This is a genomic window from bacterium (assembly GCA_035370465.1).
Lineage (GTDB): Bacteria > Ratteibacteria > UBA8468 > B48-G9 > JAFGKM01 > JAGGVW01.
In genome coordinates this window covers 1-20,717 of record DAOOVW010000029.1, presented here as the reverse complement: position 1 = coordinate 20,717, position 20,717 = coordinate 1, and the positions used below count along the sequence as shown (strand labels likewise).

Annotated in this window: 21 protein-coding genes and 1 pseudogene; 10 read left to right on the top strand and 12 right to left on the bottom strand. The window is 28.9% G+C overall.

Going from position 1 to position 20,717, the window contains the following annotated elements:
• The 4 genes from PLW95_05370 to PLW95_05355 all read left to right on the top strand — a co-directional run.
• Nucleotides 1-592, top strand: a 592-nt coding sequence (locus tag PLW95_05370) for a DUF1559 domain-containing protein (protein ID HOV22092.1), incomplete at its 5' end; no start/stop codon positions are given.
• 20 nt (nucleotides 593-612) lie between these two features.
• Nucleotides 613-3,870, top strand: coding sequence for a hypothetical protein (locus PLW95_05365; protein HOV22091.1), 3,258 nt, complete (start codon nucleotides 613-615; stop codon nucleotides 3,868-3,870).
• A gap of 37 nt (nucleotides 3,871-3,907) precedes the next feature.
• Nucleotides 3,908-4,699 (top strand): hypothetical protein, encoded by a 792-nt coding sequence (locus PLW95_05360; GenBank protein HOV22090.1) that lies wholly within the window; start codon nucleotides 3,908-3,910, stop codon nucleotides 4,697-4,699.
• A complete protein-coding gene (locus PLW95_05355; protein ID HOV22089.1) occupies nucleotides 4,696-6,636 on the top strand; it encodes a DUF4838 domain-containing protein in 1,941 nt (646 codons plus the stop codon). The genes PLW95_05360 and PLW95_05355 overlap by 4 nt, the downstream gene beginning before the upstream one ends.
• 623 nt (nucleotides 6,637-7,259) lie before the next feature.
• On the opposite strand, the gene PLW95_05350 is transcribed toward PLW95_05355, so the two are convergent.
• Nucleotides 7,260-7,364, bottom strand: a complete 105-nt coding sequence (locus PLW95_05350; protein ID HOV22088.1) for a HEPN domain-containing protein — start codon at nucleotides 7,362-7,364, stop codon at nucleotides 7,260-7,262.
• Between the two features lie 102 nt (nucleotides 7,365-7,466).
• Between PLW95_05350 and PLW95_05345 the strand changes: the two genes are divergently transcribed.
• From PLW95_05345 to tatC, 6 genes are all read left to right on the top strand, one after another.
• On the top strand, nucleotides 7,467-8,087 hold the full coding sequence (locus PLW95_05345; GenBank protein ID HOV22087.1) for a DedA family protein: 621 nt from the start codon (nucleotides 7,467-7,469) through the stop codon (nucleotides 8,085-8,087).
• Nucleotides 8,088-8,361: 274 nt separating this feature from the next.
• The gene (locus tag PLW95_05340; protein ID HOV22086.1) at nucleotides 8,362-9,249 is read left to right on the top strand and encodes a DUF362 domain-containing protein; all 888 of its coding nucleotides are present in this window, start codon (nucleotides 8,362-8,364) and stop codon (nucleotides 9,247-9,249) included.
• A complete protein-coding gene (locus PLW95_05335; protein ID HOV22085.1) occupies nucleotides 9,242-9,874 on the top strand; it encodes a 4Fe-4S binding protein in 633 nt (210 codons plus the stop codon). Before PLW95_05340 ends, PLW95_05335 begins: the two co-directional genes overlap by 8 nt.
• On the top strand, nucleotides 9,852-10,427 hold the full coding sequence (locus tag PLW95_05330) for a 4Fe-4S dicluster domain-containing protein (GenBank protein HOV22084.1): 576 nt from the start codon (nucleotides 9,852-9,854) through the stop codon (nucleotides 10,425-10,427). The genes PLW95_05335 and PLW95_05330 overlap by 23 nt, the downstream gene beginning before the upstream one ends.
• Before the next feature lie 9 nt (nucleotides 10,428-10,436).
• Nucleotides 10,437-10,622, top strand: coding sequence for a twin-arginine translocase TatA/TatE family subunit (locus PLW95_05325; GenBank protein HOV22083.1), 186 nt, complete (start codon nucleotides 10,437-10,439; stop codon nucleotides 10,620-10,622).
• Entirely contained in the window at nucleotides 10,594-11,316 is a 723-nt protein-coding gene (gene tatC, locus PLW95_05320; GenBank protein HOV22082.1) for a twin-arginine translocase subunit TatC, read from the top strand. Before PLW95_05325 ends, tatC begins: the two co-directional genes overlap by 29 nt.
• Before the next feature lie 311 nt (nucleotides 11,317-11,627).
• On the opposite strand, the gene PLW95_05315 is transcribed toward tatC, so the two are convergent.
• The 11 genes and pseudogenes from PLW95_05315 to PLW95_05265 form a co-directional block, all read right to left on the bottom strand.
• Entirely contained in the window at nucleotides 11,628-12,296 is a 669-nt protein-coding gene (locus PLW95_05315) for a DUF4013 domain-containing protein (protein HOV22081.1), read from the bottom strand.
• Nucleotides 12,280-13,011 (bottom strand): pyridoxine 5'-phosphate synthase, encoded by a 732-nt coding sequence (locus PLW95_05310; protein HOV22080.1) that lies wholly within the window; start codon nucleotides 13,009-13,011, stop codon nucleotides 12,280-12,282. The genes PLW95_05315 and PLW95_05310 overlap by 17 nt, the downstream gene beginning before the upstream one ends.
• 26 nt (nucleotides 13,012-13,037) lie before the next feature.
• On the bottom strand, nucleotides 13,038-14,141 hold the full coding sequence (gene hisC / locus PLW95_05305; GenBank protein ID HOV22079.1) for a histidinol-phosphate transaminase: 1,104 nt from the start codon (nucleotides 14,139-14,141) through the stop codon (nucleotides 13,038-13,040).
• Nucleotides 14,134-15,126, bottom strand: coding sequence for a tryptophan--tRNA ligase (gene trpS / locus PLW95_05300; GenBank protein HOV22078.1), 993 nt, complete (start codon nucleotides 15,124-15,126; stop codon nucleotides 14,134-14,136). Before trpS ends, hisC begins: the two co-directional genes overlap by 8 nt.
• Before the next feature lie 42 nt (nucleotides 15,127-15,168).
• Nucleotides 15,169-15,576, bottom strand: coding sequence for an NUDIX hydrolase (locus PLW95_05295; GenBank protein ID HOV22077.1), 408 nt, complete (start codon nucleotides 15,574-15,576; stop codon nucleotides 15,169-15,171).
• A 132-nt stretch (nucleotides 15,577-15,708) separates the two neighbouring features.
• Nucleotides 15,709-16,113 (bottom strand): annotated as a pseudogene (locus tag PLW95_05290) (macro domain-containing protein).
• 9 nt (nucleotides 16,114-16,122) lie between these two features.
• Entirely contained in the window at nucleotides 16,123-17,157 is a 1,035-nt protein-coding gene (locus PLW95_05285; protein HOV22076.1) for a GNAT family N-acetyltransferase, read from the bottom strand.
• Nucleotides 17,158-17,168: 11 nt separating this feature from the next.
• Nucleotides 17,169-17,558: a secondary thiamine-phosphate synthase enzyme YjbQ gene (locus tag PLW95_05280; GenBank protein ID HOV22075.1), complete on the bottom strand. Its 390-nt coding sequence runs from the start codon at nucleotides 17,556-17,558 to the stop codon at nucleotides 17,169-17,171.
• Between the two features lie 13 nt (nucleotides 17,559-17,571).
• A complete protein-coding gene (locus PLW95_05275) occupies nucleotides 17,572-19,206 on the bottom strand; it encodes a DUF6067 family protein (GenBank protein HOV22074.1) in 1,635 nt (544 codons plus the stop codon).
• A 2-nt stretch (nucleotides 19,207-19,208) separates the two neighbouring features.
• On the bottom strand, nucleotides 19,209-20,579 hold the full coding sequence (locus PLW95_05270; GenBank protein HOV22073.1) for an aminopeptidase: 1,371 nt from the start codon (nucleotides 20,577-20,579) through the stop codon (nucleotides 19,209-19,211).
• The coding region (locus PLW95_05265) for a DUF2905 domain-containing protein (GenBank protein HOV22072.1) at nucleotides 20,579-20,717 on the bottom strand (139 nt) is incomplete at its 5' end. The genes PLW95_05265 and PLW95_05270, both read right to left, overlap by 1 nt.

Genomic DNA, 20,717 nt, shown 5'->3' with positions numbered 1-20,717 from the left:
AGAGTTGCTTGTGGTAATAGCGATAATAGCGATTCTTGCCGCTATGTTATTACCTGCATTAAGTAATGCAAGAGAAAAGGCAAGACAAGCAAGCTGTATGAATAACTTAAAACAAATAGGATTAGGGTTTTTTATGTATGCCCAGGATTATGATGGGTGGTGTCCTGCATACAGGCCTTTTGGAAGTCCATATTCTTCTTGGGATAAATATATTGATCCATATATACCATTGAAGAGATATGATATAAAAAGGGTATGGATTTGTCCTTCTCATACAAAATGGACTGGAGGTGGAACGGGTTGGATGACTTATGCAATGAATTCATATTTACCAGGTTTCTTTTGGAAATTGGATAGGATGAAACATTCTACAACAGGATTTTTAATTTCCGATGTTACAAAAAATAGTTCTGGCACATATAGAATAACTCCTGATGCTTATCCTGATGAGATGGGTTTTCATCATATGGGTTATGCAAATATACTTTTTTTAGATGGACATGTAGCACCAAAAAGGGTAGAAGATATACCTAAATGGGCAGATAGATATAAGTCCTATTGGAATGCATTTTGGCGTCCCTGGTTGGATTGACCAATAAAAGGAGAAAAAAAATGAGGAAAAGGAATTTTAAATTATTTTTAGTATTAAGTTTTATAAGTTTCTTGTTTACTGCAAAAGGAGGAATAATTTTAAAGGAAGATATATTTCAACCAACTGGACAAAAAAGCAAAGTAATAGAAACACCATACTATAAAGTTACAATAGTTCCAGATGCAGGTGGCAGGATTCTTTCTTTGATAGATAAAGAAACAAATACAGAACTTTTACATTCAGTAATTTCTAATAACTGCTCATTATGGGGAGGACTTCTTGATGATAAAGGAGGTCGTGAAAATAAACCATATGTTTTTAAAATATTAAGTTCAAATAAAAATGAGATAAAAATAAGTTTAAGTTATAAAGATGAAGAAAAGCAACAGAGTGTAATAAAAGAATTAACGTTTTATGATAAAGTGCCAATAATAGGGGTAAGTTATACATATATAAATGAGAGTCAGAAAAAGATGACTTATAACGATACTGCTGTAAGGAATGGGATTTTACCGGGAGGAGAAGTAGTTTCAGATGAAGATATATACTGTGTACCGACAATAAAAGGAGTTCGCAGATTTAGTCCAACAAAAAGCCCGGGACAAATGCCAGAATTTTCTCAAAAGATAAAGAAACAAGTAGGAGCACCTTGGCATGCTTTTTTAAATAAGAAAAAACTTACAGGACTGACTTTTGTTCATTTAGATGATGGATATACAGGATGGTACATGTGGAAAGGGGGAATTCCTCGTCCTACTTATGAGTGGTTTTACAAATCAGTTCCAGCAGGCAAGAAAGTGACATACAAATTATTGATAATTCTAACACATGGTTTTGAGACACTCATAGATGCAAAACCCGATTATCTTCTTGATATAAGAGATATTAGTCAAACAGAAAAAGAACTTATGTTAGAAATAAAAATATCATCTATATGGAAATCTCTTTCAAATGTAAAAATAATTTTACATCTTGAAGATTTTAATGGGAATATAGTAAAAAATATCCCAGAAATATCATTTAAAAATGTTGTAGTAGATAAACCGCAAACCAAATATATAACAACTGGATGTCCTGAAAAAGGTTTTTATGTATTAAAGGGGGAAGTAATTACAACTGGTAAAACAAAATGGCAGTTTGAAGATATACTCTCATTAAGAGCAGGTCATTTTGTTGATGGTCCTTATGAGCGTAAAATACAATATTTATCAATATCAGAATACCAGGACATTTCTGGTTGGAAAAAAGAAGAAGAAAAAGAAATATCTCAACCAAGTGAAGAAGATAAAAAACGTGGTTATATGGTATATAGTGAAATAGGGGAAGAAGCAGGAAAGTTATTAAAAGGATATAATTTAGATTTAGTAAAAGGTGAGTTTGAGTCATTTAGGATAGTTTACTACCCATTGAAAGAAGATATAGGAATGGTTTCTTGGGGAGCAACGAATTTAAGAGATATCAAGACAGGTTTTCCAGTTGAAATATATCCAAAAATGAGGATTGAAGAAGTAGAAGAATTTGATGCAAGTATATGGGGATATGAGGATCCATTTATCTTACACAAATTAGTTTCAAATAAAAGGTTTGAAGGAAATAAAAAACAATATTTATGGTTAACTTTCTCAACAGATAAGTTAGAGCCAGGAGACTATATTTTTGATATCATAATTAGCCCTGATAAATGTTCAACTCTCAAAATTCCTGTAAATATAAAAATTAGACAAATTAGTATGCCAGACCAATTAGTAAGTTTAGAGGTAGAAGGGTATATTGGAAGTTTTGGTCATCCAGAAGAGAATTTGCGTGGACTGAAAAGTTATCTTTGTGATTTAGGACAGCATAATGCAGATTTTCTTCAAGCAGATAGAAGATGGATTTTAAATAATGCAAGAGCAAGAGATAGTGGTCAACTATTTTTAAATTATGAAAAACTTTATAAAAATGTAGATGAGAAAGAATTAGAGAATAAATTTTTAGATTTTAGTTATTATAATGGTTGGATATATGAAGGAATTAAACAAGGGCTAATTCGTTTTAAGACAGAGTATTATTCTACTGAAGTTCCACAAGGATTTACAAAGTGGGCTTTAAAAGAATTGTATTGGTATGTGAAAGAAAGAGGTTATCCTAAGAATAGTATTTTCATAAAAAATCTTGATGAGCAACCAACAGATATATATCCCAAAATGGCAGAAGTTGGTAAAGTTTTACAGGAAATAGGGTGGCAGCCATTTACTACTGTGGATGCACTTCTTGGGCAGCCAGAAGAATTAAAAGTTCTATCACCTTATTTTCGTATGTATCAGTGTGGCAGTTTTTCAGAGCCGGATGTTGTTGAAAAGTGGGTAAAAGAAGGAATTTTAAGACCGACTGATGAAATCTGGGAATATATTGGTAGTGGAACTTCATCGTTGGACTATCAATATTTTATCTCTAAGGGCTGGTATATAGGTCAACATAATCTTGCTGGATTTCATAATCATGAATATTTACGAGGTGGTGGAGAACGACTTGGTGCTTTAATAATTTTCCCAACACCAGTAGGACCACTTTCTTCACCTGCTTGGGAAGGACTTCGTGATGGTATAGATAATGCTAATCTATATCGTTATGCACAACATCTTATAAAAGCAGTTGAGGAGATAAAATTAGTTGAAACTACACAACTTATTAAATGGCAGGAACAATTATCTAAAATTGTAAGTGAAGATGAAGATGCCATTATTCACATGGTTAGACAACCAATTAAAGGTGGTTTGGAAAGGACTGATATAAAAGATTTCACACCTGAACAGGGTATAGAGGCGCGTAAGGTATTATTGGATTTGTTGGAAGATATATTAGAAAAGACAGGTAAAAAACTAAAATATGATATAAGATGGGGAGAAGTAAAATTAGTTGATAAAGGAGAATTGGTGTATTTTCCATCTATTGGCAAAGGGATATCATCAGCAGATATGTTCCCACTGATAGATAAACTTTCACAAGGCACATTAAATGAAATAAAAGCAGAACCATTGGAAAAAGTTGTTAAAGAGACATCAGTTATTGTTGCAGGAACTCTTGCTGACCCAATAATTCAACAAATAATCAATAAAGAGGACTATTTAAAAGAGCGTTATACAAATTCATATCCAAAACAAGGTGATTATGCAGTGATAGAAACAAACAATCCGTTTGCCGATGGCAAGAGAATAATTATTATTTTAGGAGGAGATGATAGGGGAGTATTATTAGGTATTAAGCAATTTAGTTATTTTTTAAAGAAGATTTTATAAAGTATAATTAACCACAATGGATTTTTAGGAGGTGGAAATGAAAAAAGTTATAATTTTGTTTATATTTTTAAGTATATTTTTAGTTGCTTTAGCGGATGAGGTGAAAAAACCAGTTGCAATTTTAGGGTATGGAGGTCCAATAACTGCTGTTGAATACAGAATTTTTAAACCAGAGAGTATTGAATATAAAGTTTTTGATGACTGGTTACAACCAAGTGAATATTATAATTTTTCAGTTATATATATGGCAGAGAGAATTGGGCAATTACCAACTGTCAAAGAAAATAAAGGGAATATGTGGACAGACCCAGAAGTTCTGAAGAAAGTAGAAGAATATTTAAAATCAGGAGGAGTTATAATTATTACTTGCTGTGCTTTTGATGGATTAGCAGAAGGTAGGAATTTAGGGGCAATATCTCATCTTTTAGGATTTGGTTATTATCCAAGATATCCGAGAGGAAAAAGTCCTTATAAAGTAAAAATAGTGAATAAAAAATCACCAATAACTGCTCATCTTAAAAAGGAAGAATATGATTGGATAGCAGATACAACACCAATAAGTAATGTATCAAGTGCAGAAGTTCTTGCAGTGCAGGTTGATGAAAATGGGGAAGTTTTATCACCTTTTATAACAGAGAATATAATAGGAAAAGGGAAAGTGTATTGGTTTGGGACACCACTTTTCAGATTATACCAGAAAAAACAATTAGACCCTGAAGTAGAGGAATATCGTAATACACTCTTTCAGGCAATATTACAAGGAAACCCTGCTCGTGGTGAAATAAAAAAAGAAAAATGGGAACCAATACCATTAGGAGGCAAAAAATGAAGAAAAGTTGTAATAAAAAACTATTATTTTTTTCTGTCTGTGGTTTATTTTTAAGTATTTTTTGTAAGTCAATGTATGGGGATAATCAACTAATTTTAGTAGAAAATGGACAGGCAAAAGCAGGAATTTTGCTGTCAGGAAATCCTAGTGCAAAAGAAAGTCGTTCAGCAAAAATAATAAAAGAACATATTGAAAAAATAACTGATACTGAAATTTCTATGTTAAAGATTTCTGATTTAAAGAATCCAAGATATTCTCTTTCAGGGATAGAAGTAAATGGGGAGTTGAAAAACTTTAATTTTATTTTAATAGGTAGTTATGATTTTCTTGATAAGTTAGGTATTTCTTTTGAGGGATTAGGTCCAGAAGGGATGATAATAAAGACGGCAGGTAATGTAGTTGTTATAAGTGGTAATGACGAGCAAGGGTTAAGACATGCAACTTATACATTTTTAGAAGAATTAGGATGTAGATATTTATGGCCTGGTGAATTAGGAAAGGTTATTCCAAAGAAGAATACATTGTATATTTCAAAATTAGATATAAAAGAATCTCCACGTTTATGGACAAGAAATATAAGGGTTACCTCTCCCAAAAGTTCCAGAATACTTGATGGTTTGAAGAAATTAAACTTTGACGGTGAGAAATATAAAAACATCTTAACTAAGACAACTCAATCAGAGGAAACAGATGATGGATGGTTGGCTTGGCATAGAATGGGTGGTCATAAACAAGTATATAGAGCACATTCTTATGGTGATTATTGGGAAAAGTATGGAAAAGACCATCCTGATTGGTTTGCACTTCAACCAAATGGAATTAGAGACCAATCATTATCACCTGACCGCTGTCGTTTATGTCTTTCAAATAGAGAACTAATAAATGAAATTATTAAAAACAAAATACAGGAATTAGGAAAAAAACCAACACAAGATGGTGTAGCAATTGGCTTAAATGATGGAGGAAGAACGACTTTTTGTATGTGTGAGAATTGTAGGAAATTAGACCCACCAGAAGGACGACCAATAACTCTTTATGATTATACAACAGGAAACAAAATACCTTTTCAATATGTATCTCTTACAGATAGAGTTTTATGGTTTTCCAATCAAATTGCAGAAGGAGTATCAAAAGTATTTCCTGATAAACATTTGGGATATGATGCTTATAGTGCTTATTATGCACCACCAATAAATGTAAAACCACATCCTAATTTAATAATATGTTTTGTTAATGGGTCTTATACTGATGACGAGGCAAGGAAACAAATATTAAAAGATTGGGATGAATGGTCAAAATATGGAAACAAAATGTTTTATAGACCTAATTCTCTTCTTGCAAATAGAGATAATATTGTTCCACAGAACTTTTCTCATAAGATATTTGAAGATATGAAGTATTTATATGATTCTGGAATGATAGGAACCGATTTTGATTCTTGTGAACAGCACTGGGCATTGATGGGGTTGACATATTATGTTTTAGCCAAATCACACTGGAATCCTGATAAAATAAATATAGATTCCCTAATAGATGATTATTGTGAGAAAGGGTTTGAGGGAGCATCTGAATATATTAAAAAGTATTTCTCTCTTATTGAAAATGTCTGTAATGAAGCGGCTGAAAAGAAAATAAATATCTTAGAAGTATATAGTGATGATATTTTTCAAAAGTTAAATTCATATTTAGAAAAAGCAGAAAATATTTCTAAAAACATAGAAAATAAAAAAGTTTTTGAAAGAGTAGAATTTTTAAAGGTGGGTTTAAAGTTTGGAGAGTTACAGGTAAAAAAATATAATATCTCAAAACAATTAAAAGAAAAAGCAGACCCAGAAATAAAAGAAAAATATAATAATATTCAGAAAGAATATTTAGATTTACTTAAAAAAATTATAGAAGAAAACCCAACAGCAGTTAATGTTCCAATTGTTGCCTAATTAATGACTTATACTAATTTGACATCAAAAATATAGTAATGATAAAACTTTAGGTTCTTTCTTAAAAAAGTTGCAGTAATATTTGTCCAAAGAATCCCCTCGGGCGTAGACCCTACGGGCGAGCCTCTGGATAAGATAGTGATACTCAAAGAGATAGGAAAGAATTAAAGTTAGGAGTGAAGATTTGGTATAATAAAGAGAAAAAAATGGATAAAAAGTATAGACAGAATAAACTGATGAAAATACTTTATCAATTAAGTAAGAAGAAGAAATATCTCTAAGCATAAATTATTAAAATTGTGAGGTTATTAAAATATAAATTAAATACTTTAAATGCAGATTAAATAAGAAAGATCCATTTTAACAGTTCATATTTAGCCAGAATTTGTTTCAAAATAAATTAAGAAGTTATGAAATTCGTAAGTTAAGAAGTTATAGAATTAAAGTTTTTTTGTTTGTTTTAAAATATCCTTGATAAAACTATTTTCCCTTTTTAATTTATTAAATTCCTGATAAGTATAACAGAGCGGTTCAATGGGAATGTCTGTCATTTCCAATATTTTCCCATATTCTAACAATTATGAAAAACTTCTTTTAACTTTTTACATTCGTTCAATAAAATTTTAATAGAATAAGTATATATTGAAGTTGCCCTCTTTTAAATTATCTTTTGCCGCTTTAATATCAAATTCTGCTTCTTTTAACCATCTTTTTGCCTCTTTCCTCATAAAAATAAACCAATTATATTTTTAGTCAATATACCGAATTAGACATAATAAATCTTCTCATAAGAAATGTAAAATGTTATTATATAGAGAAAAGGGATAAAAATGAATGAATTTAATGCTTTTTTAGTTAGAAGCATAGGGGGGTGGGGATATTTTGGGATTTTTGTATTGATGTTTTTAGAAAGTTCTTTTTTCCCATTCCCAAGTGAAGTTATTATGATTCCTGCTGGATATCTATCTTATTTAGGTAAACTTTCATTATGGGTTTCAATTCTTTTTGGAGTTATCGGTAGTTATGCAGGGGCATTATTTAATTATTTTCTGGCTGAAAAGTATGGAAGGAAGTTTTTAATTAAATATGGTAAATATCTATTTATAGATGAAAAGAAATTAGGAAAATTAGAAGGATTTTTTAAAAAGCATGGGCATATTTCAACTTTTAATGGTAGATTAATTCCAGGAGTAAGACAGTATATATCTTTACCAGCAGGACTTGCAAAAATGAATTTATTTATTTTTTCTGTTTATACAATCGTTGGGGCAGGGATATGGGTTAGTATTCTCACTTTTTTGGGATATTTTATAGGAGATAAGAAGGACTTAATTAAAAAATATTCAAATGAAATTACAATTTTAATTATTATATTTGTTGTAATTATAACTCTTGTTTATTGGATATACTACAAAAAAAAGAACCACATAAAAGGTGAAATTAACCACTAAAAATATCAAAATAGACAAAAATACCCTTTTTTATTTTTTTCTCCCGTATTTTTTAAAGTAAGAAATTTTGCCTAGAAATAAATCTTTTTTTTCTTTTATCTATTTCCACGAAAATAAATTGGAATTTTTTATAATATAAGATAACTTTATTAAAAATTATAAAATTTTTTGTTTTATATTTTAATGGTATAATATAAATATAAAATTTGATTTAAGAAATTACTTTAAATAGTGGAATATAAGTTAATGAAAATGAAAAACATAGGGGGAAGAAATGGAAAGAAGGGAATTTTTAAAAAGGACATTTTTAGCAATTGCTGGGTTTGAAATTTCAAGGCACTTAAAGTTTGGAAAATTATCTTATGCACAGAGTAAAGGAAGTGAAATTTATGTTGCGAAGGGAGGAAACCCAGAGGAAAATACTTATAGAGCAATAAAGGGGGTAGGGGGGATAGAGAAGTTTGTGAAGCGAGGTAGTAAAGTTGTTATAAAGCCCAATATTGCATGGAATAGAACCCCTGAACAGGCAGCAACTACAAATCCAGATGTTGTATTAGGTATAGTAAAATTGTGTAAAAAAGCAGGGGCTTCAGAAGTTATAGTTATTGATAATCCATGTAATCCCTGGCAGGTGACATATAAGATATCAGGTATTGCAGAGGTGGTTGAAAAGGGTGGTGGAATTATGAAACCACCTATAAAATTTAAACAGGTAAATATAGAAGGAACAAAAATTTTAAAAAATGCTGAAATTCTTGAAGAAGTTCTTGATTCTGATGTGTTTATAAATGTTCCTATTGTTAAAGTACATGGTGGTTCAAAAGTAACTATTGGGATGAAAAACTTAATGGGAATTGTTAAAGATAGGGGCTTTTTTCATAGAACTGATTTACATAGATGTATAGCAGAAATTACTTATTATATAAAACCATCCTTAACTATAATGGATGCTACAAAAATCCTTTTAACAATGGGTCCTCAGGGTCCAGGGGTTGTTAAAGATATAGGAATTGTTGCAGCAGGAACTGATATTGTATCTCTTGATGCTTATGGAACAAAATTACTTGGACAAGATCCTTATAATATCCCGCATATAAAAATAGCAGAAGAAATGGGACTTGGTATTGCTGACTTAAATAAAGTGAATATAAAAAATGTTTAAAAAATATTTAAGAAGATTGTGCCAACTTATATTTATATTTATATTTTTTTATTTATTGATAAGAAATGAATATCTAATTAAAAATGTAATTCCTGTCAATTTATTTTTTCGACTTGATGCACTATTGGCAATTTTTACAACAATCTCTACCTGCCATTTCACTTATTATTTCTTTCCCTCTTTAGTTATTTTGTTTCTTTTAATTTTATTCGGGAATTTTTTTTGCTGGTGGATTTGCCCATTTGGAGGTATTATTGACATTTTAAATATGGTTTTTTTAAGAAAAAAATGGAAATTTTTAAGGAGAAGGCCTATTTTTCTGAAAAAATTAAACATATTTTTGTTTATTTTGATAATTTTTACTGCAATTTTAGTCAATTTTGTTAAAATTCCCAATTTTTTTTGGTTTTTTGACCCTTTTGTCATTATTACTCGTGCATTTGTATTTAAAAATTGGTATTTATTTGTATTTTTATTTATTTTACTATTGAGTATTTTATGGAATAGATTATGGTGTCTAAATATATGTCCGTTGGGTTTTTTTTATTCTTTAATTGGAGTAAAACTTAGAAATTTTTTAATAAAAAAAAGGAGAAGAAAGATTGAAAAGGAGAGAGTTTCTTAAAAATTTTTTATTTATTTCTTCAATTTTTTTAGTAAGTGGGAGATATAAATTTAAGGGAAAAAATACCTATTCAAAAAAGAGTATTATAAGACCACCAGGAGCAATAGAAGAGGATGAATTTATTTATAAATGTATAAGGTGTGGAGAGTGTTTTAAGGTCTGTCCTTCAAATTGCTTGTTTTCAGTACCAATAAATAAAGATATTTTCTCATTTGGGACTCCTGAAATTATTCCAAGAAAAGGTGGATGTATTATGTGTTTAGCATGTGGAGATGTTTGTCCATCGCAGGCAATAAAAAAAATAGATGAAAAATTAAAAATTGGAACAGCAGAAATTGATAAAAAAAGATGTCTTGTCTGGACAGAAGAGAAAGATTGCTTTGTATGTTTAGAATATTGTCCAGAAGGAGCAATTTTCCTTGATTTTAAAAGAAGACCATATGTTAATTATGAAAAATGTATTGGTTGTGGATTGTGTGAGGAAAATTGTCCTGTTATTGGAGAAAGTGCAATTAGTATTTCAACAAAAGGAGCAGTGCGATTGAAAATTTAAGGAGGTAATATGTTTAATATAGGAGCGGGTGAACTTATTTTAATTCTTCTCATAATTTTATTGCTTTTTGGGGCAAAAAGATTACCTGAAATAGGTAGGTCAATCGGAAAAGCATTGGGAGAATTTAAAAAAGGGCTTAAAGAGACAAAGGAAGAGATTGAAAAGGATGAAGACACAGAAAAAAAATCAAAATGAATATTCTTTTATTGAACATCTTGAAGAACTCAGAAGAAGAATAATCTGGATAATTGTTATATGGGTACTTATTTCAGTAATTGCTTACTTTTTTTCCTCCCAAATTTTGGATTTTCTGATTATACCCCTGAAAAAATATCAAAAAAATGTTATTTTTACCAGACCTCTTGAACCATTTTTTTCCATACTGAAAATTTGTGTTTTTATAGGGGGTATTATCTCAATCCCACACATTATTATTCAGTTGTATCTCTTTGTATCTCCTGCACTTACAGAAAAAGAGAGAAAAATAAGTAAGGTTATCTCCATTTTCTTTCCTATTTTTTTCTTTTCAGGGGTAATTTTTACCTTCTATTTTATTATACCACTTGGAATTAAGGTTTTATTTTCATTTGGTAAAGGAGTTCTTACTCCTTTTGTTTCTATTGGGTACTATTTGAATTTTTTGCTTATTTTTATGATTCTTTTAGGACTGGTTTTTAATTTACCAGTTTTTTTTAGTGCTCTGGCTGCTATTGGTTTAGTTAAGTCAAATTTTCTAAAACAAAAAAGGAAATATGCAATTGTTGGAGCTTTTATTTTATCTGCCATAATAACTCCTACAACTGATATAATTACTCAAACTTTTGTTGCAATTCTTTTAATTTTTCTTTATGAAATTTCAATTATATTTGTAAGAATTTTTGAAACATAAGTTATTGATTTTCAATAATATGTTCTAATTAATCTCAGAAAAAATTTTAATAAAATAAATTTTTTAAAAAAAACAAATAATAATATTTTTCCCTGATTTAGTAAAGTTGCCAAACAATAAAAAGTTAACATAATATATCTTATCCGACTGTTTTTCTATATCCTTTTGAAAATCATTAAGATAATAAAGAATTGATAATTAGATTTTATATTTTTAGAAATACTATGAGAATTTTAATAAAATTATAGAATGTTTTAAAAATCAATTATTGAAAAATTTCTGAAAGTAAAATTTTTTTTATTTATTTAAAATTAAAATGGAAGTTGAACTGTAAAATACTTTTTGGGGAAAAATTTTGAAATTAAATTTATAATGACGGAACCAGCATAAAAATATAAAAAACCGCCTAATAATAACCCCATTACCCAGTTTAGTAAAAGAAATGTTATTACAAAAGAAAAAACAATGACTCCTATAATTGTTATATATAGAACAAGATAATCATTTAATTTTAAAAGGATGCGAGATAATACTTCTCTTATATCAAATGCTTTTTTTAATGATTTTGTTTCTAAGTATACAGGTATTGAAAATGGGAGGAAAAAAAGCCCTAATAGAAAGATAATTGTTCCTATATTAATTAAAACGATGCCTCTGAAGAAAAAAATAGACATAATTTTGCCTCTGGAAAGGGGAAATATAAAGATTACCCCTAAAAAGACGAAAAAAATGGCAATACAGAAGTATCCTAAAATCAAGATGAAAGTATTCCACCCTGATTTCATTAAATACCATAAATTTTCCCATCCAACGACTTTTTCCTTATTTTCTAACTTTCTTCTTAATTTTTCAGTTAAATATCCAAGTGGAATAAGATTTACAATGGGGAAGAAGGTTAAAACACCCCCTATCAACAAATTAAAAAGATTTATTTTGCCCCGTACTGGCTCTTTAAAACACTCTTTAATCTTTTCTTTCATTTTCTCTTATTGTTTTAATCATTTTTGTTACTGCCTTATGTAATCCAGTAAAAACAGACATACAAATTATGCTATAACCAATATTTAACTCTTCTATCCCATTTATTTTACATATTGGTGTCACATTTTTATAATCAAGTCCATGTCCAGCATTTACTCTTAAACCAATTGATAATGCGAATTCAGTACCTTTAATTATTTTATTTAATTCATTATAAATTTCATCTTCTGTTTTAACTATTGAATATTTTCCTGTATGAATTTCTATAAAATTTGCTCCTGTCTCTTTTACCTTTTCTATTTGATTGAGGTCTGGTTCTATAAATATACTTACTTTTATACCTGACTTGTGGAAAGTTTCAACGACTTTTTTTATTTTTTCAAAATTCGTTATCACATCAAGTCCACCTTCTGTTGTTAATTCTTCCCTTTTTTCTGGAACAATTGTAACCTGGTCTGGTTTTGTTTCTAATGCGATTTTAATTACATCTTCAGAAAGAGCCATTTCTAAATTTAATTTTGTTTTGACGACTTCTTTTAATAATTTTAAATCTCTTTCCTGAATATGTCTTCTATCTTCTCTTAAATGGCATACAATAGAATCACAACCAGCAAGTTCACATATAACTGCTGCACCAACAGGGTCAGGAAATACCTCTCTTCTTAATTGTCTTAATGTTGCGACATGGTCTATATTTATACCCAATTTAATCATTTTTTTCCTCCTCCCCTTTACTGGCGTTATTTCTTTAAAATATCTTTAAGGTTATTTATAAAAATTTTATTTTCCTCTTCTGTTCCAATTGTAATCCTTATATATTCAGGAAGACCAAATGAAGCCATACCTCTTACTATTATTCCTCTTTTTTCAAGTTCTTTTACAATTTTGTTTGTATTTTTCCCAAATTTACATAGGATAAAATTGCTTTCAGAATGGGTATATTCAACTCCCATTTTTTCAAATTCAGAATATAGGTATTTTTTCCCTTTTATTGTTTTCTTTTTAACATTTTCAATGTATTTCTGGTCATCAAGAGATGCAATTGCAGCCATTTGAGAAGGAGTAGTTACATTAAAAGGAGGTCTTATTCTTTCAATATACCCAATTATATCCTTATTGGCAATTCCATAACCAATTCTAAGTCCTGCAAGTCCATATATTTTAGCAAAAGTTCTACATATAATAATATTTTTTTCTTTGAAAAATGGGAAAGCACTTCCAAAATCATTACTTTCAACATAATCAAAATATGCCTCATCAGAAATTAAAATAATATCGTCTGGTAAATTTTTTATAAAATTTTCCATCTCTCTTTTCTTTATAATTGTTCCTGTTGGATTGTTTGGATTACATAAAATAATAACTTTTGTTTTTGGAGTAATTCTTTCAAGAAATTTTGTAAGATTGTATGAAAAATCATTTTCAAGTTGAATTTCAACTCCAATAGCATTATTTTTCAAAGCAAAAATTCTATACATTGTAAAAGACGGCCAGGGATAAAGAATTTCTTCTCCAGGGTTTATGAATGTTTCAAGTGTTAAAGAAATAACTTCACTTGAACCACTTCCTATCATTATATTTTCAACAGGTAATTTTAAATATTTAGATAATTCATTTTTTAACTCATAAGATGAGCCATCTGGATATCTATTGATATTTTCTATACTTTTTTCTATTGCTTTTTTAACTTTTTTAGAAGGACCAAAAGGATTTTCATTTGAAGCAAGTTTTATTGTTTTTTTTACCTTATATTCTCGCTGCAATTCTTCAATTGGTTTCCCTGGTTCATAAGGAGAAATTTTCTTAATCCCTTCCTTTACTAATTTTTCAATATTTTTATTCATAATTTACTCCAATTTTAATTTTAACATCTTTTAATGTTTTTGTTGCTACTTCTCTTGCTTTTTCACTACCATTTTTTAAAATTTTCCAGATATATTCTTTATTTTTAGAAAGTTCTTCTCTTTTTTCCTGTATATCTTTTAAAAAGTCAACAACCTTTTCTCCTAATTCCTTTTTACAATCAGTGCATCCTATTTCACCTTCTTTACAACTTTTTTTAATCTCCCCTACCCTTTCCTTATTAAAAATATTCTGGTACATAAATACAGGACATTTTCCTGGATGTCCTTTATCTTTTCTGTAAATTCTTTTTGGGTCTGTGAACATTGTTGAGACCCTTTTTTTTATTATATCTGGAGAGTCCTTCAAATAAATACAATTATTATATGATTTACTCATTTTTCTCCCATCTGTTCCTAGAATTTTAGGTGTTTCTGTCAATAATGCTTCAGGAATTGGAAATGTTTCTCCATAGAGGTAATTAAATCTTCTTGCAATTTCTCTTGTAAGTTCAAGATGTGGTAATTGGTCAACTCCTATTGGAACATAAGTTGCCTTATATAAAAGAATATCTGCTGCCTGTAATATAGGATAACCCAAAAAACCATAAGTATGTAAGTCCTTATCCTTCAATTCCTTTATCTGCTCTTTATACACAGGATTTCTTTCAAGATATGGAATAGGAACAAACATTGAAAATAAAAGATGTAATTCAGAGTGTTGAGGAACAAGTGATTGAATAAAAATTGTTGATTTTTCAGGATTAAGTCCAGAAATGAGAAAATCAATTGCCACTTCTTCCACATTTTCCTTTATTTTTTGTGGATTAGCATATTCTGTGCTTAATGCATGATAATCAGCAATCATATAAAAACATTTATATCCATCATCCTGTAATTTCTTCCAGTTTTTTAAGGCACCAAATAAATGTCCTATATGCAATGGTCCTGTTGGTCTCATTCCACTTAAAATTGATTTTTCGCTCATAATTAATAACTCCTTAACTTTTTAAGTTCATAACTTCATAATTTATGAACTTATACATTCAAAATAATCACTTAGTATTGTCTTATGGTCAAAAGCAACATTTTCAGGTAAATTTTCTTTATTAAAAATTTTTACTTTTTTAGCATCATCTCCACTTTTCAATTTGCCTTTTCCTTTTGCGGTAAATACCGTTGAAATTGTATGGTATCTTGGGTCTCTTCCTGGCTGTGAATATGTATGAAATTGTTTTAAATCTTCAAGTTCAAGTCCTGTTTCTTCTTTTGCTTCTCTTTCTGCTGCTTTTTCAAGCGATTCTCCATAATTAACAAATCCACCTGGTAAAGCCCAACCATAAGGGTAATTTTTTCTTTCAATTAAAATAATATCTTTTTTATATTCAATTATTATATCAACTGTTGGAACTGGGTTTTTATATGTTTTTTTTGTTATATCAATCAAATATTTTTCTGCAACTGATAGGAATTTTTCAAAATCACTCTGTTTATAAAGAACAAAATTAATCTCTTCTAAAAATATTTTTCTTGATAAAAATTTCATGACTTTTTCAATCATAATTTGTGAGACCTTTTCTAATTTAAGTTTTCCGGTTCCGCATCCTAAAGCAGGAAAAGAAATAGAAGTTATTTTCATTTTTTCACTTAAATTCAGGGTATTTTCCATACATTTTTCTATTGTTTTGTAATCGGATTTAAAATCCATTCCCATAGTAGCAGTATGAATTACATATTTTGAAGGTAATTTCCACCCACCTGTACAGATTGCCTCTCCTTTTTTTATATACCTTTTATTTTTAACTTCCTTTTCTATTTCAATACCTGCTTTATTTTTAATTTTTAATGAAAGTCCACCACCCATTAGGAGATTTGTATTTGCTGGATTTACAATTGCCTCTACTTTTTCTTCTGTTATATCTCCTATTTTTATTACTATTCTTATGCCATCAATAAAAAATATTACTTTTTCCATTTGAGAAGTTTATGCATAATTAAATCCATAAAAAGGTAATGGTATTGGAAAAATATTTTTCCATACTTCTTCATTATTTAAATGTAAAAGAAATCTTGCTAAATCTTTATTATCTTTAAATTCCTTTTCTTTTTTATTTGCTTTTAATAATATTTTGTTTTCTCTTTTTAAATAATCAATTTCTACTCCTCTTTCTATAAAATATCCACTTAAATTCTCTATAAGAAGATTTGGATTGATAAGAAGAATAGTCCCCATTTCTTTTACTTCTTTCTCTTTTCCTAAATAATATTTTAATTCCTCATCCCACAAAGGTATATAAATATTTACTTTTTTCCCTCTACTTTTCCAAACCTTTGCTAACAATTCTCTTATTCCACCATACTCTCTATTATAACCAATAGAAATTCCATCTTTTGTTTCACCTTCTGCCCAGTAAGCCAAAATTTCTTTATTTTTTGAAATTATCCAGATTTTACTTCCCATATGCATTACTTTCTTCTTAAATTTTCCGTTATACAAAGAAAAAAGTGATGAAAATCCTTTATTTTCTCTCAAAAACCTAACAGGCTCTTTTTGATAAATTTTAATACATTCACAATACAAATCATCTTTATATCTTCTTACTCTAAAATCTGTTTTTCCCTTATTACCAGAAAATTGATAAAAATAAAAAGGCATACTGACCGCCCCTGCTCTTTTATATAATTCCCTTCCACCTGAAATCATAAGATATACCAATTTATCTTCTTTTGCTTTTTTAATTGTTTCATTTAAAAGACAGGTAGCATAACCTTTATTTCTGTAATCTGGATGGGTACATACATTCCCGATATTACCAATTTTCATTTTATATCCAAAAACATTTATTTCTTCTTCTACCATTCCAATAAACGAAACTATTTCTTCATTTTCTTTAATAACAAAGTGTTTTCCTTTTTCCCACATTAGAGGTGTTTCTATTTTCATACTCTTTTCTTTCGGTCGGAAAACTAAATTTGATAACTCAATAATTTCATTCAAGTTTTTACCTGTAATTTCCATTTATTTTGCTCCTACATAATTTTTATCCAGACCTGCCTTGTTCGCGGTCCATCAAATTCACATAAGAAAATTCCCTGCCAGGTACCCAATTTTAATGAACCATTTTCTATGAAAACAAAAAGAGAATGTCCAAGAATACTTGATTTTATATGGGCATCTGAATTGCCTTCAGTATGAGTATATCCAGAATTTTCAGGAACAATTTCTTCTAATTTATTTAAAATATCATTTTTTACTGAAGGGTCAGCATTTTCATTTATTGTTAGACCACAGGTTGTATGTGGAATATATATAAAACAAATTCCATTTTTTACATTACTTTTTTTCACTTTTTCTTCTATTTTTGAAGTTATTTCTAAAAATTCATTTCTTTTATTAGTTAATACAGAAATTTTTTCCATTTTATTATAAAAATTATTTCTTTTCTATCTCTTCACCTATTTTTTGTCTCATATTTAGTAAATCAACTGGATTTCTTGTATAATCAGTAAGATTTGGTAATATACTGGAAAGTATTTTCTGTAAAACTTTTGGGTTTTTCTTATCTAACAAATAGAGATATTCATAGTCCTCTATTCCTTCTCTAATTTGTTCCCAGCGAATGGAATTTAAAATTTTATTATTTTTTCCAGGATATACAATAAAAGGGTCTCCAGGTGGCCACATTTTAGCAGTATTTTCTTTCCATGGATCTATAAATTCACTTCCTGTCCAATCTTTATAGTAATTGTATCCCCAGTGAAGGTATCCTTTTACATTATATTTATAATTTAACCAATGGATAATCCTAACTTTTATTAATGGATAATCTATAAACCTATTGGGATATTTATCATCTCTTGGACCACAACAGGTATACCACCAAACTTCTTCATCAAAATTTTGCCGCTCTAAAAAGAAAGAGGAAAAGTTTCCAGATAATAGAGGCACCCATACATCTATTGAACCAACAATATCAGGTATAGTAGCAGCATCAATTCTTCTTACCTCTGGGAAAAAATCTTTTACTATTTTGCTTAAAAGTTTATAAGAAGGTGCACATATACTATCAGGTTCGTCAGATAAATGAATAATGAATTTATCAATCCATCCTTTTTCTTTTAGGTGATTTCTTAAGGACATTAAGAAATTTCCTATATATTTATAAAAATCTGAATGCCCTACCAAAATTCTGGAGTGAAAAATAATCTTTCCTTCTTTTGTTCTTACTTTAATAAGAGGAGAATAAAGATTTGGGTCATTCCATGTTCCTACTCTTCCTGCTAAATGAGAACCTTCTATTAATTTTACTCCATTGTTTAAAAATATGTTTACCCATTTGTCAAAGTTTTGATAATCAAAAATTAAATTTCCTCTTTCATCTGTAAAAAAATTAATTAGTTCAAATAAATGAGTTATAATAACATTTTGGCGATGTTCTTTCATATTTTTCGCATACATTTCTACCAAATTCCAGAATTCTGAAGACCAAATTTTAACTCTATGAAATTTAGATAATGCAGAAGGGGACATTATCCAATTTGTTAAATACATATGGGACTCATTAGGTAAAATAAAATTCCACACTTTTAAATTTAAATCTATAGAAAAAGTACCTTTATTAGTAAGTAATTTTACTTCCCCTTTATACTTCCCTTCTTCTACATCTGGAGGAACATAAATTGTGAACCAAATAGTTTTGGTTTCTTGTGGTGGAATATCTATACTCTTATCCTCTAATAGAGGATCTGGAAACTCTCCAGGAGAAATACGAACTACTTCTTTTAATCCAGAATTATCTATATTCACTGGGACATAATCTACAAAATTATATTTTAAGTTTTCTTTTGAGATTTTACTACCCGATACATTCAGTAAATCACTAAACTCAACTCTTACATTTTTCAACATAACAGAACTTCTCAGAGCAATTTGAAAAGATTCATATTCATTTTTTGCAGAAAATAAAAAAATCTCTTTTTTTACCTGTTGTTCTTTTTTAGGTAAATCTTCCTTAAAAATTTTTTCTAAAGGATTTGGAATCCAAATTTTTAAATCTGAAAGTGCCATTTTTAGTCCTCCTTATAAAATGATAAATAAGCCCTGTAAGTAGAGTAGATATCAATTTTTCCTGTTAATTCAAAAGGTGCATGCATTGATAAAACACCTGTTCCACAATCAATTGTATCAATATTATATCTTGCAAAATAAGTCGCTACTGTTCCTCCCCCCCCCTGTTCTATTTTCCCTATTTCACCTGTCTGCCATAAAACATTATTCTGGTCAAAAATTTTTCTTATATATCCAATATATTCTGCTGATGGTTCAATACTCCCTCCCTTCCCTCTTCCTCCTGTTGTTTTGTTTAAAACAACACCGCAATTAATTCTTGCTGTATTTCTTGGGTCTGAGACCTCTTTAAAGTTTGGGTCCAATAAAGAATCAACATCAGCAGAGATTGCTTTTGAATTTTCAAATAGTTCTCTTATATCAGAAAGCGTGCCACCTGTTTTTTCAACTACTTCTTCAATTAAATATCTAAAAAATGATGATTGTGCTGAAGTTGTTCCATAACTACCGATTTCTTCCTGGTCAACCAAAATACAAAACACACTTTTTATAGGGTTTTCTATTTCATTTATTGCTCTAAAAGATGTATAGGAACAAACTCTATCATCCTGTCCATAAGATAATATCATGCTTTTATCTATTCCCGCATCTCTTCCTTTTCCAGCAGGAACAAAATGAAGTTCGCTGCTGATAAAATCACTTTCTTCAATTCCATATTTTTCTTTTAAAATTTTTATCACATTTTTCTTAACTTTTTCCTTTTCTTCTGTTTTTTCTGTCAATGGAATTGTTCCAAATAACACATTTAAGTTTTCTCCTGGGAAACCCTCTTCAATTGTTTTCTTATACTGGTCTTTTGAAAGATGTGGAAGAAGGTCGGTTATTGTAAAAATACTTTCATTTTCCTTTTCTCCTATTTCAATTTCAACTTTTTCACCTGTTTTTAAAATAACTATACCATAAAGAGCAAGAGGAATTGTTAACCATTGATATTTTTTTATTCCACCATAATAGTAGGTTTTTAAAAGACAAATATTTTCATCTTCATAAATAGGAGATGTTTTTAGGTCAAGTCGTGGAGAATCTATATGAGAGACAATAAATTTTGCCCCTTTTTTTAAAATTTCTTTACCGATTATACCGAAAATTACTTCTTTTTCTTTGTTTTTTTTATAAAATTTATCTCCTTTTTTTAAGTTTTTATATTTATTTATTTCTTTAAACCCATTTTTTTCTGCAGTTTCAACACACTCATTTACAAGTTTTCTCTCAATTTTATTTCTTGAAATAAACTCTTTATATTCATCACAGAATTTAAAAACATTATTTTTTTCTTCTGTAGAGAAAACTTCCCACCCATTCTTCCTTTCCATTATTTCCTCCATATTATTGAAAATATTAAGGTTAAAATTATGCTAATTAAAATACCAGTTGTAATTGGGAAATAAAATACAAAATTTTCTTTTTTTATTATTATATCACCGGGTAATTTTCCAAGTGGGAATTTTATT

Coding starts and splice junctions, on each gene's coding strand:
- trpS (HOV22078.1), bottom strand. CDS start 15,126: ATGAGCGAAAAATCAATTTTAAGTGGAATGAGACCAACAGGACCATTG.
- tatC (HOV22082.1), top strand. CDS start 10,594: ATGAAGACACAGAAAAAAAATCAAAATGAATATTCTTTTATTGAACAT.
- PLW95_05350 (HOV22088.1), bottom strand. CDS start 7,364: ATGAGGAAAGAGGCAAAAAGATGGTTAAAAGAAGCAGAATTTGATATT.
- PLW95_05325 (HOV22083.1), top strand. CDS start 10,437: ATGTTTAATATAGGAGCGGGTGAACTTATTTTAATTCTTCTCATAATT.
- PLW95_05365 (HOV22091.1), top strand. CDS start 613: ATGAGGAAAAGGAATTTTAAATTATTTTTAGTATTAAGTTTTATAAGT.
- PLW95_05315 (HOV22081.1), bottom strand. CDS start 12,296: ATGAAAGAAAAGATTAAAGAGTGTTTTAAAGAGCCAGTACGGGGCAAA.
- PLW95_05310 (HOV22080.1), bottom strand. CDS start 13,011: ATGATTAAATTGGGTATAAATATAGACCATGTCGCAACATTAAGACAA.
- PLW95_05355 (HOV22089.1), top strand. CDS start 4,696: ATGAAGAAAAGTTGTAATAAAAAACTATTATTTTTTTCTGTCTGTGGT.
- PLW95_05360 (HOV22090.1), top strand. CDS start 3,908: ATGAAAAAAGTTATAATTTTGTTTATATTTTTAAGTATATTTTTAGTT.
- PLW95_05285 (HOV22076.1), bottom strand. CDS start 17,157: ATGGAAATTACAGGTAAAAACTTGAATGAAATTATTGAGTTATCAAAT.
- PLW95_05280 (HOV22075.1), bottom strand. CDS start 17,558: ATGGAAAAAATTTCTGTATTAACTAATAAAAGAAATGAATTTTTAGAA.
- PLW95_05275 (HOV22074.1), bottom strand. CDS start 19,206: ATGGCACTTTCAGATTTAAAAATTTGGATTCCAAATCCTTTAGAAAAA.
- PLW95_05345 (HOV22087.1), top strand. CDS start 7,467: ATGAATGAATTTAATGCTTTTTTAGTTAGAAGCATAGGGGGGTGGGGA.
- PLW95_05270 (HOV22073.1), bottom strand. CDS start 20,579: ATGGAAAGGAAGAATGGGTGGGAAGTTTTCTCTACAGAAGAAAAAAAT.
- PLW95_05340 (HOV22086.1), top strand. CDS start 8,362: ATGGAAAGAAGGGAATTTTTAAAAAGGACATTTTTAGCAATTGCTGGG.
- hisC (HOV22079.1), bottom strand. CDS start 14,141: ATGAATAAAAATATTGAAAAATTAGTAAAGGAAGGGATTAAGAAAATT.
- PLW95_05335 (HOV22085.1), top strand. CDS start 9,242: ATGTTTAAAAAATATTTAAGAAGATTGTGCCAACTTATATTTATATTT.